This window comes from Vibrio fluvialis, assembly GCF_900460245.1.
Taxonomy (GTDB): Bacteria; Pseudomonadota; Gammaproteobacteria; order Enterobacterales; family Vibrionaceae; genus Vibrio; species Vibrio fluvialis.
Genome location: NZ_UHIP01000001.1, coordinates 229152 through 242711 on the forward strand (window position 1 = coordinate 229152; position 13560 = coordinate 242711).

Below are 13560 nucleotides of genomic sequence, written 5' to 3' on the forward strand. Positions count from 1 at the left end.
AAAATGAGCCGAATGCAAACAGGGAGAAGAGTGTGCAGCATCTGGTATTTGTTTATGGCACGTTGCGTCAGGGCGAAAGCAATCACAACTATCTGACCGACAGTGAACAACTCGGACGGTTTGATACGCAGCCAGAATATGCGCTGCACGACTTGGGGCCGTATCCGGGCTTAGTCGCCGGTCATCAGTCGATTCATGGTGAAGTGTATCGGGTTGATGAGGAGACGCTGGCGAAGCTGGACGTTCTGGAAGATGTACCAGTGGAGTACCGACGTGAAACGATTGAAACCCCCTATGGCACCGCCTGGATATACATCTATCAGGATGCCAGCCGACTCGATTCCATCATTGATTCCGGTGACTGGTGTCAACGGATTTAAGCCACAAAAAAAGCCAGCATCGTGCTGGCTTTTTTAACGTTGCTTAGCGCTTATTTTTGCTGAGCACGCTCGTAAGAAGTCAGGATTTCAGCGCGAGCTGAAGCTGCATCTTCCCAACCATCTACTTTAACCCACTTGCCTGATTCAAGCTCTTTGTAGCGCTCGAAGAAGTGAGTGATTTGTGCTTTCAGAAGCTCTGGCAGGTCGTTTACGTCCTGAATGTGGTCGTACTCTTTAGACAGTTTAGAGTGCGGTACCGCAACAACTTTCGCGTCTTCACCTGACTCATCAGTCATTTTCAGTACGCCAACCGGACGGCAGCGAATGACTGAACCCGGGATAAGCGGGTATGGAGTTGGGACAAGTACGTCTACCGGATCACCGTCCAGAGACAGAGTGTGGTTCACGTAACCGTAGTTACATGGGTAGAACATTGGAGCAGACATGAAACGGTCTACGAACACAGCGCCAGACTCTTTGTCTACTTCGTATTTGATCGGATCAGCGTTCGCTGGAATTTCGATTACAACGTAGATGTCATCAGGAAGCGATTTGCCCGCTGGCACATTGTTTAAGCTCATTAAGGTTTCCTTTTCGTTAGCCGGACTTCAAAAAATCGAGACTTATTATTATTCAAGATTAGCTGAGGTGCAAAAATCAACGCACAGCAAAGCAGAGAGTTTACTCTCAAATTGCCCGATTCCCAAGTAAACCTAAGTCTAAGCACGACAATTGGCCACAGCTTACCGCTAACTGCCTGAATTTTATCAGCCCTAAAAAACAGCGCCGCAAGTGCGGCGCTATCTGACTTAATCTGGGTTGGCTTCGAGGAACTCTTCCACTTTCGCCACCATGTTCTTCGAACCAACGAAGAACGGGACGCGCTGGTGCAGTTCGGTCGGTTTGATGTCCATGATGCGGTTGACGCCGTCAGAGGCGGTGCCGCCAGCCTGTTCAATCAGGAATGCCATCGGGTTGCATTCGTACAGCAGACGCAGTTTGCCGTTCGGATGGCTCTGCGTGCTCGGATAGAGGTAGATACCGCCTTTGAGCAGGTTGCGATGGAAATCCGCCACCAAGGAACCGATGTAACGTGAAGTGTAAGGACGGCCATCTTCCGGCACATTTTCCTGACAGTACTTAATGTACTTTTTCACGCCGGTCGGGAAACGAATGTAGTTGCCTTCGTTGATCGAGTAAATCTTACCGTTTTCCGGAATACACATGTTTTCATGCGACAGACAGAACGAACCGATCGATGGATCGTAAGTAAAGCCGTTCACGCCGTTGCCAGTGGTGTACACCAGCATGGTTGAAGAGCCGTAAATGACGTAGCCCGCCGCTACTTGTTTGTGGCCAGGTTGCAGGAAGTCCTCGGCAGTCGGTGGACCGCCTACCGGCGAGATGCGACGGTAGATAGAGAAAATGGTGCCCACTGAAACGTTCACATCAATGTTGGATGAGCCGTCAAGCGGATCCATCAGCACGACGTATTTGGCGTTTTTGTTCAGTTCTTTGTTGAACGCGACGGCTTCATCTTCTTCTTCACTCGCCACGCCACACACTTGATCGCGCGCTTCGAGAGCGGATTTGAATTTTTCGTTCGCGTAAACATCAAGCTTCTGTTGTTCTTCGCCCTGAATATTGTCGTTACCAGACGCGCCAGTGATGTCGGCCAGGCCCGCTTTGTTGATTTCGCGGTTAACAATTTTCGCAGCAAGACGAATCGATGCCAGAAGGGAGGATAGTTCACCACTTGCATGGGGGAAGTCATGTTGTTTCTCAACAATGAACTCACCAAGGGTGCGCATCTCAGACATGTTGTTTCCTTAACACTAATTTTTTGGGGGAGTATGTCGGCGCGGTGGCGGGTTCTTTGGGGGGAACTTATTTGCACTCGCGCCTAGCGAGGATTTTAGGGGTTAGATCTTTTTATGGGTAATGAAGTAACAGACGGAGATCTCAATTTGTTTGTCGACTTTTTGGAAATTACATAGCTCTGATTTGCGACGCTCGCTTTTGCGATGCGAATCAGGATAATGGAGCGCAATACAAAACAGTCGTAATGAGGCTAGGTTTATGCACATTCATATTCTGGGAATTTGTGGCACGTTCATGGGTGGTGTCGCCATGTTGGCTCGCCAATTGGGCCATAAAGTGACCGGTAGTGACGCCAATGTTTACCCGCCAATGAGCACTATGTTGGAGGCTCAGGGCATCGAAATTATCGAAGGTTTTGACCCGGCACAATTGGAGCCGAGGCCAGACCTGGTGGTGGTTGGCAACGCAATGAGTCGTGGAAACCCTTGCGTGGAATATGTGCTGAATCATAACCTGCGTTACACCTCAGGGCCGCAGTGGCTGCAAGATTTTCTTTTGCATGATCGTTGGGTACTGGCAGTTTCGGGAACGCACGGAAAAACTACCACTTCGAGCATGCTGGCATGGGTGTTAGAGCATTGTGGCTACCAACCCGGCTTTCTGGTCGGCGGGGTGCTGGGCAATTTCGGCATTTCGGCGCGTCTGGGCGACAGCATGTTTTTCGTTGTCGAAGCGGACGAATACGACAGCGCTTTTTTCGATAAGCGTTCGAAGTTCGTTCACTACCATCCTCGCACCTTGGTGATGAATAACCTTGAGTTCGATCATGCAGATATCTTCGATGATCTGGAAGCGATTAAGCGCCAATTTCACCATCTCGTGCGTACCGTGCCGGGCAATGGCCGTATTTTGGCACCGCAACAAGACGCTGCTTTAGCCGATGTATTGCACCGCGGATGTTGGAGTGAAACCGAATTCACTGGCGAGCAGGGCGACTGGCAGGCGGAAAAAGTCCGTAAAGATGGCTCTGAGTTCCATGTGCTGCTCAAGGGTGAACGTGTCGGCAGCGTAAAATGGGATTTGGTCGGCGACCACAACGTCAATAACGCCTTGATGACCATCGCAGCGGCACGCCATGTCGGCGTTACGCCGGATCTGGCGTGTGAGGCGCTCGGACTGTTTGTGAATACCAAACGCCGCCTGGAACTGAAAGGTGAAGAAAATGGTGTCACGTTGTATGACGATTTTGCCCATCATCCTACGGCGATTGAACTGACATTAGGCGGACTGCGTAATAAGGTCGGCGACAGCAAAATCATTGCGGTGCTGGAGCCCCGTTCGGCGACGATGAAACTGGGTGTGCACAAAGAAACCTTGGCAGCATCATTGGCGGCAGCGGATTCGGTCTATCTGTTCCAGCCTGCTAATATTCCATGGTCAGTGCAAGATGTGGCACAGCAATGTTCGCAGCCCGCTCATGTGGGTGACAATATGGCCGACTTTGTGGCGCAAATCTGCCAGGAAGCCAAGCCGGGCGATCAGATTCTGGTGATGAGCAACGGCGGGTTTGACGGTATTCATGGCAAACTGCTGGCGGCGCTCAAAGCTAAAGCGCAGCAGCCTGCGTGAAGATTAAACAGTGAACGTGCGATAACGCTATGACAAAACAACAAAAAGCCATCACGTTGGCCTGGACGGGCGCCTCTGGCGCGCCTTATGGCCTGCGCCTGCTGCAATGTCTGCTGGCGGCGGACTACACCGTTTACCTGCTGATCTCATCAGCTGCGAGAGTGGTACTCGCGACGGAACACGGTCTCAAACTCCCTGCCGGACCGGAAGCGGCCAAAGAGGCACTGGTCGCCCATTTGGGGTGTGACGCCGACAAGCTGGTGGTGTGCGGTAAAGAAGACTGGTTTTCTCCGGTGGCGTCGGGTTCTGCGGCGCCGAAGCAGATGGTGGTCTGTCCGTGCTCAGCCGGCAGTGTGGCGGCGATTGCCCATGGTATGTCGGACAATCTGATCGAACGTGCAGCCGATGTGGTGATGAAAGAGCGTGGTCAGTTGCTGCTGGTGGTGCGCGAAACGCCGTTCTCGACGTTGCACCTCGAAAACATGCACAAGCTGTCGCAAATGGGCGTGACGATCATGCCGGCGGCACCGGGTTTTTATCATCAACCCCAATCGATTGACGATTTGGTCGATTTTATGGTGGCGCGCATTCTCGATCATCTCGGCATTGAACAGAAACTGGTGGCGCGCTGGGGTTACGACCAACGCGTGTGAGTCGCTTTTTTACGCGAATAGAATTACAATCCGTACCACTCATCGGGGAGCCCACCATTCACCATGTGAATGGCGCTGAGATCAAGCCTAGCTTGGGACCCGCATTAGTCACAAAGGTTGTGCCCTGCACAATACTTTGCGGTTATACACCTGAACCAGATAATGCTGGCGTAGGAATTGAGCTGGGTTTGCGAAACCGATTAACGGACTGATCACATCCTCCCTCAAGCCTGTGCCGCTCAATGAGGAGAGCGAGCCTTGAATACCAAACTGACGGCCATTGCGATGGCAACCCTGTTTTCTTCTGCAGCCTTTGCGGCGCCGACGTTAACCGTCTACACCTACGACTCTTTTGCTGCGGATTGGGGCCCTGGCCCGGCTGTAGAAAAAGCCTTTGAAGCGCAATGCGGCTGCGATCTCAACTTCGTTGCGCTCGATGACGGCGTGTCGATTCTTAACCGCTTGCGCCTGGAAGGTAACAAGACCAAAGCCGATGTGGTGCTGGGATTGGACAACAACCTGATGGTGGAAGCCAAACAAACAGGCTTGTTAGCCAAACACACCACCGATACGCACGCGGTGCACCTGCCAAACGGCTGGAGTGATGACACCTTTGTACCGTACGATTACGGCTACTTTGCCTTTGTATACAACAAGCAAAAACTGACCAACCCGCCTACCAGCCTGAAAGAGCTGGTGGAAAAGCGCGACGATTTGCGCGTGATTTATCAGGATCCGCGTACCTCCACGCCAGGCCAAGGTTTGTTGCTGTGGATGAAGTCGGTGTATGGCGATGACGCAGCGCAGGCGTGGCAGAAACTGGCCAACAAAACCGTGACCGTGACCAAAGGCTGGTCGGAAGCGTACTCGATGTTCCTGGATGGCGAATCCGACATGGTACTGTCTTACACCACATCGCCGGCTTATCACCTGATTGCTGAAAACGATGACAAGTACGCAACGGCGAACTTTGCCGAAGGTCATTACATGCAGGTCGAAGTGGCGGCCAAAGTGAAGGGGTCGCCGAACGACAAGTTGGCGGATGAGTTCCTACAATTTATGCTCAGCAACGAGTTCCAGTCTTTGATGCCAACGGGCAACTGGATGTATCCGGTGACCGACGTGGCGCTGCCAAAAGGTTTCGAGACGTTGAGTGTGCCAGCCAAATCGTTGTCGTTCAACGCAGAAGAGGTGGCAGCGAAGCGCAAAGGCTGGATTCGTGAATGGCAAAACGCTCTGACATTCTGAGCCATTAATGCAAAGTCGTACGCCTAAACTTGGCATCGGGGTCGCGACAGTTGTCGCGGCCTTTGTCCTTTCTGCGCTGAGCGCGTTATTGTGGCAAGCGCCGAATCTCAATTTGGGGCAGATTTGGGGCGATGCTTATTATCGCCACGTCACCTGGTTCAGTTTTTATCAAGCCCTGTTGTCGACGCTGCTCAGTGTTGGTCTGGCGGTGCCCGTGGCGCACGCGTTAAGCCGCCGCCGTTTCCCCGGGCGCGGACTGCTGCTCAAACTGTTTGCTATGACGCTGGTGCTGCCTGTGCTGGTCGGGGTTTTTGGCCTGCTGGCGATCTATGGTAACAGTGGCTTACTGGCAAGCGGGCTGCAACACTGGCAGCTCAAACTGCCGTTTTCATTGTATGGCCTCAACGGCATTTTGCTCGCCCATGTGTTTTTTAATCTGCCGTATGCCGCGCGTTTGCTACTGCAAAGTCTGGACACCATTCCGGCTGAGCAGCATAAGCTGTGCGCTCATCTTGGTATGACGGGATGGCACAAGTTTGTCGCGGTGGAGTGGCCGCGTCTGCGTCAACAACTGCCGCATGTGTTTGGCTTGGTGTTTATGCTGTGTTTTACCAGTTTTGCCACCGTGATGGCACTGGGGGGCGGGCCTAAATCGACCACGATTGAGCTGGCGATTTACCAGGCGATCAAGTTCGATTTCGATCTGCAAACCGGCGCGCTCTTGGCACTGTGGCAGATGTTGCTGTGTGGTTTGCTGACCCTGTCGATTCAACGCATTTCGCGTCCGTTGCCGGTCAATAGTGGCAGTTTATCCGAGCAGCGCTGGTTGCGTGATTCGCGCTGGAGCCGCTTGTGGGATGGGGCATGGATCAGCCTTGCTCTGCTGCTGGTCATCCCACCGCTGCTGATGGTGGTACTGAGTGGTCTCAACGATAAGCTCGTCAGTGTGCTGAGCAGCGGCGATTTCTGGAGTGCGATGGGCGCATCGTTGCAGGTTGCGGTGCTGGCGAGTTCGCTGGCGCTGCTGGCGGGGGCGGCGATCATTATCACCAGTCGTCACTGGCGTTTGCAGTCACACCCGCGCCGGGCAAACGGACTTGAGCTGATTGGCACCATCATTCTGGTGACGCCGGGCCTGGTGATCAGTACCGGATTGTTCTTACTGCTGCGTAATCTGACCGATGTGTTCATCCTCGCGTATTGGGTCGTGGTGGCGGTCAATGGCCTGATGGCGTTGCCGTATGTGGTCAAGACGCTCAGTCAACCGATGCTGCATCTGGCGCAACAATACCAGTTCTTGTGTGCCAGTTTAGGCATGCGCGGCTGGCAACGCCTGCGCTTGATTGAACTGCGCGCACTGCGCAAACCGCTGGCGCATGCGTTTACCATCAGTTTTCTATTGTCGATGGGCGATTTGAGTGCCATTGCGCTGTTTGGCAGCCAAGATTTTCGCACGCTGCCGCTCTATCTCTATCAACTGCTGGGCAGCTATCAAATGCAGGCCGCGGCGGTGGTATCACTGGTGCTGCTGGTGCTGAGTGTTGGCCTGTTTTATCTGATTGAACGCCTGTTTCGAGTGCGTTCGTCTTCTACATCATCGCGGAGAAGTTCATGTTAGTGCTGGATAATGTGCGTTATGAATATCAGGATGAGTGGTTCGTGTTTGACCTCAGTGTCGCGCAAGGCAGCATTGTCGCACTGATGGGACCAAGCGGAGCGGGCAAGTCGACGTTGCTCAGCTTGGTGGCCGGTTTTATTGAACCGCACAGCGGGGATATTCGCGTGCAAAGCAATGGTGAAGCTGTGTCGGTGGTAGGGAAAGCGCCTTACCTGCGTCCGTTTTCGATGCTGTTTCAAGAGCACAATCTGTTTGCGCACCTGAGCGTGCGTGACAACATTAGTTTGGGATTGCATCCGGGGCTCAAACTCAGTGCCGCGCAGCGTGAACAGGTGGTGCGTGCTGCTAACATGGTTGGGGTGGGGGATTTTCTCGATCGTCTGCCGGAGCAACTGTCTGGTGGTCAGCGTCAGCGCGTCGCACTGGCCCGCTGTTTTGTTCAGCCGCATCCGGTGTGGTTACTGGATGAGCCGTTTTCAGCACTGGATCCGCTGCTGCGTGAGGAAATGTTAACGCTGGTAAAGACCTTGGCAGCGGAACGCAGTATCACCGTGTTAATGGTGACGCACCACATCAGTGATGCCCGTGCTATCGCCACGCATTTTGCGTTTATGGCCCAAGGCCAAGTGCAGCGTATGGAGCCGATTGCCGCATTGACGGCGCAGCACAGCTACGCGCCATTGGCGGAATTTGTTCGCGCAGGTGAATAAGCGTTTTTCGAAGATTTGCTCAATGACAAGCAAGAAAAAAGGTTGGCATAGCCAACCTTTTTCGTGATTACCACAGGCAGAAACACTCAGAACTCTTGGTCGTTGAGGGTTTTCAGCATCTGGAAAATTTCGCGAGAAGCTTTTGGCGGTTTCTCGCCTTGTTTCTCTTTTTTCGCCTGACGTGCCAGCAGACGCAGACGTTGACGATCGGCATCCGGATACAGTGCCATCACGTCTTCGATTGCGTCATCACCTTGCTCGACGATGCGATCGCGCATCTGTTCCAGCTTGTGCAGCACCGCAGTATTTTGTGAGTGCTTGTTGCGCAGTTTGTCCAGCGCCGCCTGTAGCGGTTCTGGGTCAATATTACGCATCAGACGGCCAATGTATTGCAGTTGACGACGACGTGCTTCGTTTTTAAAACGCTGCGCATCTTTGATCGCGGCTGCCAAGTCATCGGGTAGCGGGAATTTCGCCAGCACAGACGGCTTGAGTTCAACCAGTTCTTCGCCCAGTTTTTGCAGCACAATCATATCGTTCTTCATCTCGGTCTTACTTACCCAGATGATTTCGTCTTCGTCTTCCCAAGGGGCTTTTTGATTCTTACGAGCCATTTTCTTCACTAATGAGTTATTTATGTCTGCTATTTTAGCAAGAATCGTGGGGAGAAAGCGAAATTCTTGTTATCCTAACCACATTAAAGCGCAATAGTTGGATGAGATATGGATGTAAGACAGCAAGTCGCTGTGCAGCGTACCGAGCTTGAAGCGGCCGTTGCAAAAGCGCTCGACATGGCCTCAGCCGGTGCTGACGCCGCTGAAGTTGCCATTACCAAAAGCACAGGTTTAAGTGTTTCGACTCGCATGTGCGAAGTGGAAAACGTGGAATTTAACAGTGACGGTGCGCTGGGTATCACGGTGTACCGTGGTCAGCGTAAAGGCAGTGCATCTACCTCTGATTTAAGTGAAAAGGCGATTCAGCAAACCGTGTTGGCGGCGCTGGACATTGCTCAATACACCTCGGAAGACCCGTATGCCGGTCCGGCACCGAAAGAGCTGATGGTGGCCGATATTCCGGATCTGGATCTGTTCCACCCGGATGAACCGAATCCAGACAAAGCGGCACAAATTGCCATTGAAGCGGAGCGTGCTGCGCTGCAATACAGTGACAAAATCAAACAGAGCGATGGCGGAAGTTACGACAGCCATTACGGCGTCAAAGTGTATGGTAACAGCCATGGTTTGCTGGCCAGCTACGCCTCGAGCCGTCAGAGCATCAGCTGCTGTGTGATTGGTCAGGGCCAGAATGGCGAGATGGAACGCGACTACAGCTACACCGTGGCGCGTCATGTCGATGACCTGTGGTCTCCTGAACGTGTTGGTCTTGATGCTGCGGAGAAAACGGTGAGCCGTCTCGATGCGAAAAAGCTCAAAACCGGCAAATATCCAGTGATGTTCGCATCGGATGTGGCAACTGGCTTGATGGGCCATCTGGTCATGGCAATCAGTGGCGGCAACTTGTACCGCAAATCGTCATTCTTACTCGATCATCTTGGTCAGCAGATCCTGCCTTCCTGGTTCAACATCTCAGAGCGTCCCCACGTATTGCGCGGCCTGGCATCCAGCCCGTTTGACAGTGAAGGTGTGCGCACGGAAGATCGCGAAATCATTACCGACGGCGTGCTGGCGACTTACCTGCTGACCAGCTATGCAGCGCGTAAGATGAAAATGACTCCAACCGGCCATGCGGGCGGTATACATAACTGGTTTGTTAAACATACCGGACAGAGCTTTGAGCAGATGCTTAAAGCGCTGGGCACTGGTCTGCTGGTGACCGAAGTGATGGGGCAGGGTGTGAATGTGGTGACCGGTGATTACTCACGCGGCGCCGCCGGTTTCTGGGTTGAGAATGGTGAAATTCAATACCCGGTATCGGAAATTACCATTGCGGGTAACCTCAAGACCATGTTCAACCAGATTGTGGCGGTCGGTAGCGATACGGAAACCCGCTCGCAAATCCAGACCGGTTCGATTCTGCTGGAAACCATGAAAGTAGCGGGTGAATAAGCCCGGCAGGATAAAAAAGCGCAGACCAAGGTCTGCGCTTTTTTGTTGCGTTGGATTTCACTTCAGCGGATAAACAGTGTCGCCAGCCCCAAAAATACCGAAAGGCCGACCACGTCGGTGACGGTGGTCAGCGCCATACCGCCAGCGAGAGCCGGGTCGATTTTCATTTTCTTGAGCAGCACAGGGATGGTTACGCCTGCCACACCAGCAACAAACAGATTGGTCATCATCGCCGCAGAAATAATGCCGCCCAGCAACCATTCGCCTTTCCACACCACGACAATCGCGCCTATGATCAGCGCCCAAAGGATACCGTTGAGAAAGCCGATCGCCGCCTCTTTGAGCAGCAGTTCGCGCCGGTTACTGTCACCGATATGACCGAGAGCGAGGCCTCGAATCACCAGGGCTACTGTTTGGTTACCTGCGACACCGCCCATCGACGGTACGATGGTCATCAGGACCGCAATTGCCGCCATCTGTTCCAGAGTGGCTTCGAACATGTTGGATACCGAAGCTGCCGCCAGAGCGGCCAGTACATTGGCGCCCAGCCAGACGCTGCGTTTGCGCGCGGATTTGACCACGGGTGCAAAGGTATCTTCGTCATCGTCCATACCCGCCATACTCATCATCGAGTGTTCGGCGTCTTCACGGATCACGTCGACCACGTCATCGATGGTGATACGACCGACCAGATGCTGGTTCTCGTCCACCACGGGGGCTGAAATCCAGTTACGGCGTTCAAACAGGCTGGCGATGTCAGAGTCTTTGGTATCGACTTTGATCGCTTCGTCAGCGTCGTCCATCACTTCACTGACCTGGACATCCGGCTGAGTGGTCAGCAGGGTGACCAGCGATAAATGGCCAATCAGTTTGCTGTCATCGTCAATGACATATAGGGCATCGGTGGCTTCGGGCAGTTCGCCTTTCATGCGCAAATAACGCAGGACTACGTCGACGTCGACGTCACCACGAATGGTGATCACGTCGGTATTCATCAGGCCGCCAGCGGTATCTTCCGGATACGCCAACGCGGTTTCAACGCGCAGTCGATCAGCGGCGTCCATTTGCGCCAGAACTTCACGGGACAGGTCGTCGGGTAAGCTACGCAGAACGTAAGCGACGTCATCCGTATCCATGCCCTCGGTGGCTTCCGCGAGCTTTTCCGGAGCCATTTTGGACACCAGTGCGTCTTTGACGTCTTCGCTTAGCTCGTCAAGGATTTCACCGTAATCTTCAGGGTCGGTCAGTTGCCACAACACATCACGTGCTTTGCGGGGAGAGGCTTCTAACAGGCTGGCAATATCTTCCGGTTCCATGTCCTGCAATTGTCGGCGGACATGGACGAAGCGGCCGTTTTCCAGCGCTTCTGTGATTTCTTGGAGGGTTTGGTGAGCTTGGTCAAATTCGATTTGCTCGGCCATCGCTTCCCCCTAATGCTTGAATTGTGACAATGCGTTGAATAGTAACTTAATTTTAGGTCTTATTTAATACGTTATTATTAATCATGAGCATTTAATTTCGTTTTCGAAAGTGCGTCATTCTTCTTCTTCGAACTTATCTTCAATCAGGTGACATACGGCATCGAGCGCTTGCTCTGCCTGAGAACCTTCGGCGGAAATGGTGACGTTTTGCCCTTGCGCAGACTCCAGCATCAGCAGCCCCATGACACTGTCAGCCGTCGCTTCCTTGCCTTCCTGACTCTGAATGGTCAGCACGGCATCAAATGATTGGGCCAGTTCAACCAGCTTAACGGCAGCGCGGGCATGCAAGCCCAGGCGGTTCTGGATCAGGACGGTACGGCTGGCTTGTGGCATATCATTTCCTTATGACAGATTTTTTTCCAACGAGGTGTGACGAATTTGTACCTGGTGACCCATTTGAGCAAAGTATTCGCCAAGCTGTTGGGTCAGGTAGACTGAGCGGTGTTTCCCGCCGGTACACCCGATCGCGATGGTCAGGTAACTGCGGTTGTTCTTTTCCAGCAATGGCAGCCAGTGTTCAAAGAACTTCTGAATCTGCAGCTTAAGTTCCATCACTTCAGCATGGCTTTCAAGAAACGATTTGATCGGTGCGTCCAGCCCGGTGAGCGGTCTGAGATCCGGTTCCCAGTGTGGATTAGGCAGAAAGCGCACGTCGAACACATAGTCGGCGTCGCTGGGCAAGCCGTATTTGAAACCGAAGGATTCAAATACCATCACCAGATCTTTGCGTTCGCGGCCTTCAACCCGCATGCGCACTGTTTCACTCAATTCATGCAGCGATTTGTTGCTGCTGTCGAGCAACAAGTCCGCCTGCTCTTTGAGCGGCTCCAGTAAACGGGTTTCCAGTTCAATCGCCTGAGCCAGCGTCGGCTTGCCTTCACTGAGCGAGAGCGGATGAATACGACGGGTTTCGCTATAGCGTTTCATCAGCGTCTCTTTGTTGGCATCCAGAAAGAGTACGCTGACATCGTTGTTTTGTTTGAGTTGGTCAAGAACATCCTCCACCAAGCCGGGTTCTTTCGGCAGGTTGCGGATATCGATACTCACGGCGACATTTTGTTTGCTGCCCTGAACCGATTGCATAAAGGCATGCAGCAAACCGACGGGCAGATTGTCCACGCAGTAGTAGCCCAGATCTTCCAGGACACGCAACGCGACGCTTTTGCCTGCGCCAGATTGACCACTCACAACAATTAAACGCATGGGGGACCTATTGAGGTTGGTTAACCATGATGTCGTACAGCTCCTGGTCACTGGTAGCACCGCGCAGCTGTTTCAGAGTCTGTTTGTCGTTCAGGCGTTCAGCCATGCAAGACAAGGTTTTGAGGTGTTCTTTACATTGAGCTTCCGGGACCAGCAAGGCAAACAGCAGGTCAACCGGACGATTGTCGATGGAGTCGAACTCAATCGGTTCCTCACACTGCACCAACACGGCCACCGCCTGGTCACTGGAGGTCATTCGAGCGTGCGGAATGGCGATACCGTTGCCAATCCCCGTACTGCCCATTTTCTCGCGGCTGAGCATACACTCAAACAGCTCAGTGGCGTTTTGACCCGTATGCAGCGCGGCGATCTCGCTGATGATTTCCAGGGCTCTTTTTTTGCTAGAACACTGGACTGCACTCTTGGTGCAGTCCAGTGAAAGTACTTCGCGTAATTGCATGTTAGTGGCTACTTAGCTTTTCTTTATGCTTGTTGAGTTGACGAGAGAGCTTGTCCACGAGGCCATCTATCGCTGCGTACATGATTTCATCTTCCGCAGTGGCGTGAACTTCTCCTTGGTTAATGTGAAGCGTAGCTTCAGCGATTTGGCGCGTTTTTTCAACACGTAAAATCACCTGAACAGTATTGATATGGTCGAAAAAACGTTCAAGTTTTTGAAATTTAGAGTGAACATAGTCTTGCATTGAATCGGTAAGATCAATGTGATGGCCTTGAATATTGATTTGCATAG

General features: G+C 52.8%; 15 protein-coding genes. 7 read left to right on the top strand and 8 right to left on the bottom strand.

Features of this window, described 5'->3' with window-relative positions:
* Positions 1-32 precede the first annotated feature (32 nt).
* A complete protein-coding gene (locus DYA43_RS01115) occupies positions 33-380 on the top strand; it encodes a gamma-glutamylcyclotransferase family protein (protein ID WP_047458682.1) in 348 nt (115 codons plus the stop codon).
* Between the two features lie 50 nt (positions 381-430).
* Here DYA43_RS01115 and ppa read toward each other — a convergent pair whose 3' ends face one another.
* On the bottom strand, positions 431-961 hold the full coding sequence (ppa, locus tag DYA43_RS01120; RefSeq protein ID WP_020329515.1) for an inorganic diphosphatase: 531 nt from the start codon (positions 959-961) through the stop codon (positions 431-433).
* 228 nt (positions 962-1189) lie between these two features.
* On the bottom strand, positions 1190-2200 hold the full coding sequence (gene fbp, locus DYA43_RS01125; protein WP_020329516.1) for a class 1 fructose-bisphosphatase: 1011 nt from the start codon (positions 2198-2200) through the stop codon (positions 1190-1192).
* A gap of 259 nt (positions 2201-2459) precedes the next feature.
* On the opposite strand from fbp, the gene mpl reads away from it, so the two are divergent.
* The 5 genes from mpl (at position 2460) to thiQ (ending at position 8059) form a co-directional block, all read left to right on the top strand.
* The gene (gene mpl, locus DYA43_RS01130; protein ID WP_020429072.1) at positions 2460-3830 is read left to right on the top strand and encodes a UDP-N-acetylmuramate:L-alanyl-gamma-D-glutamyl-meso-diaminopimelate ligase; all 1371 of its coding nucleotides are present in this window, start codon (positions 2460-2462) and stop codon (positions 3828-3830) included.
* Between the two features lie 29 nt (positions 3831-3859).
* Positions 3860-4483, top strand: coding sequence for a flavin prenyltransferase UbiX (locus DYA43_RS01135; RefSeq protein ID WP_024373400.1), 624 nt, complete (start codon positions 3860-3862; stop codon positions 4481-4483).
* A 258-nt stretch (positions 4484-4741) separates the two neighbouring features.
* Positions 4742-5731, top strand: coding sequence for a thiamine ABC transporter substrate binding subunit (gene thiB / locus DYA43_RS01140; protein ID WP_081094794.1), 990 nt, complete (start codon positions 4742-4744; stop codon positions 5729-5731).
* Positions 5732-5738: 7 nt separating this feature from the next.
* On the top strand, positions 5739-7349 hold the full coding sequence (gene thiP / locus DYA43_RS01145) for a thiamine/thiamine pyrophosphate ABC transporter permease ThiP (protein ID WP_061057174.1): 1611 nt from the start codon (positions 5739-5741) through the stop codon (positions 7347-7349).
* Complete coding sequence (thiQ, locus tag DYA43_RS01150; RefSeq protein WP_061057175.1) at positions 7343-8059, top strand: thiamine ABC transporter ATP-binding protein; 717 nt, start codon at positions 7343-7345, stop codon at positions 8057-8059. Before thiP ends, thiQ begins: the two co-directional genes overlap by 7 nt.
* Positions 8060-8145: 86 nt before the next feature.
* Here the strand turns inward: thiQ and yjgA are convergent, their stop codons facing one another.
* Positions 8146-8673: a ribosome biogenesis factor YjgA gene (gene yjgA, locus DYA43_RS01155; RefSeq protein ID WP_020329522.1), complete on the bottom strand. Its 528-nt coding sequence runs from the start codon at positions 8671-8673 to the stop codon at positions 8146-8148.
* A gap of 108 nt (positions 8674-8781) precedes the next feature.
* Between yjgA and pmbA the strand changes: the two genes are divergently transcribed.
* A complete protein-coding gene (gene pmbA, locus DYA43_RS01160; RefSeq protein WP_061057176.1) occupies positions 8782-10125 on the top strand; it encodes a metalloprotease PmbA in 1344 nt (447 codons plus the stop codon).
* 62 nt (positions 10126-10187) lie between these two features.
* Here pmbA and mgtE read toward each other — a convergent pair whose 3' ends face one another.
* From mgtE to hpf, 5 genes are all read right to left on the bottom strand, one after another.
* Positions 10188-11546 (bottom strand): magnesium transporter, encoded by a 1359-nt coding sequence (gene mgtE / locus DYA43_RS01165; RefSeq protein WP_061057177.1) that lies wholly within the window; start codon positions 11544-11546, stop codon positions 10188-10190.
* A gap of 114 nt (positions 11547-11660) precedes the next feature.
* Positions 11661-11939: an HPr family phosphocarrier protein gene (locus tag DYA43_RS01170; protein ID WP_020329525.1), complete on the bottom strand. Its 279-nt coding sequence runs from the start codon at positions 11937-11939 to the stop codon at positions 11661-11663.
* Positions 11940-11948: 9 nt separating this feature from the next.
* Positions 11949-12809, bottom strand: a complete 861-nt coding sequence (rapZ, locus tag DYA43_RS01175; protein WP_061057178.1) for an RNase adapter RapZ — start codon at positions 12807-12809, stop codon at positions 11949-11951.
* 7 nt (positions 12810-12816) lie between these two features.
* On the bottom strand, positions 12817-13269 hold the full coding sequence (ptsN, locus tag DYA43_RS01180; RefSeq protein WP_020329527.1) for a PTS IIA-like nitrogen regulatory protein PtsN: 453 nt from the start codon (positions 13267-13269) through the stop codon (positions 12817-12819).
* 1 nt (position 13270) lies between these two features.
* Positions 13271-13558 (bottom strand): ribosome hibernation promoting factor, encoded by a 288-nt coding sequence (gene hpf / locus DYA43_RS01185; RefSeq protein ID WP_020329528.1) that lies wholly within the window; start codon positions 13556-13558, stop codon positions 13271-13273.
* Between the last annotated feature and the right edge of the window lie 2 nt (positions 13559-13560).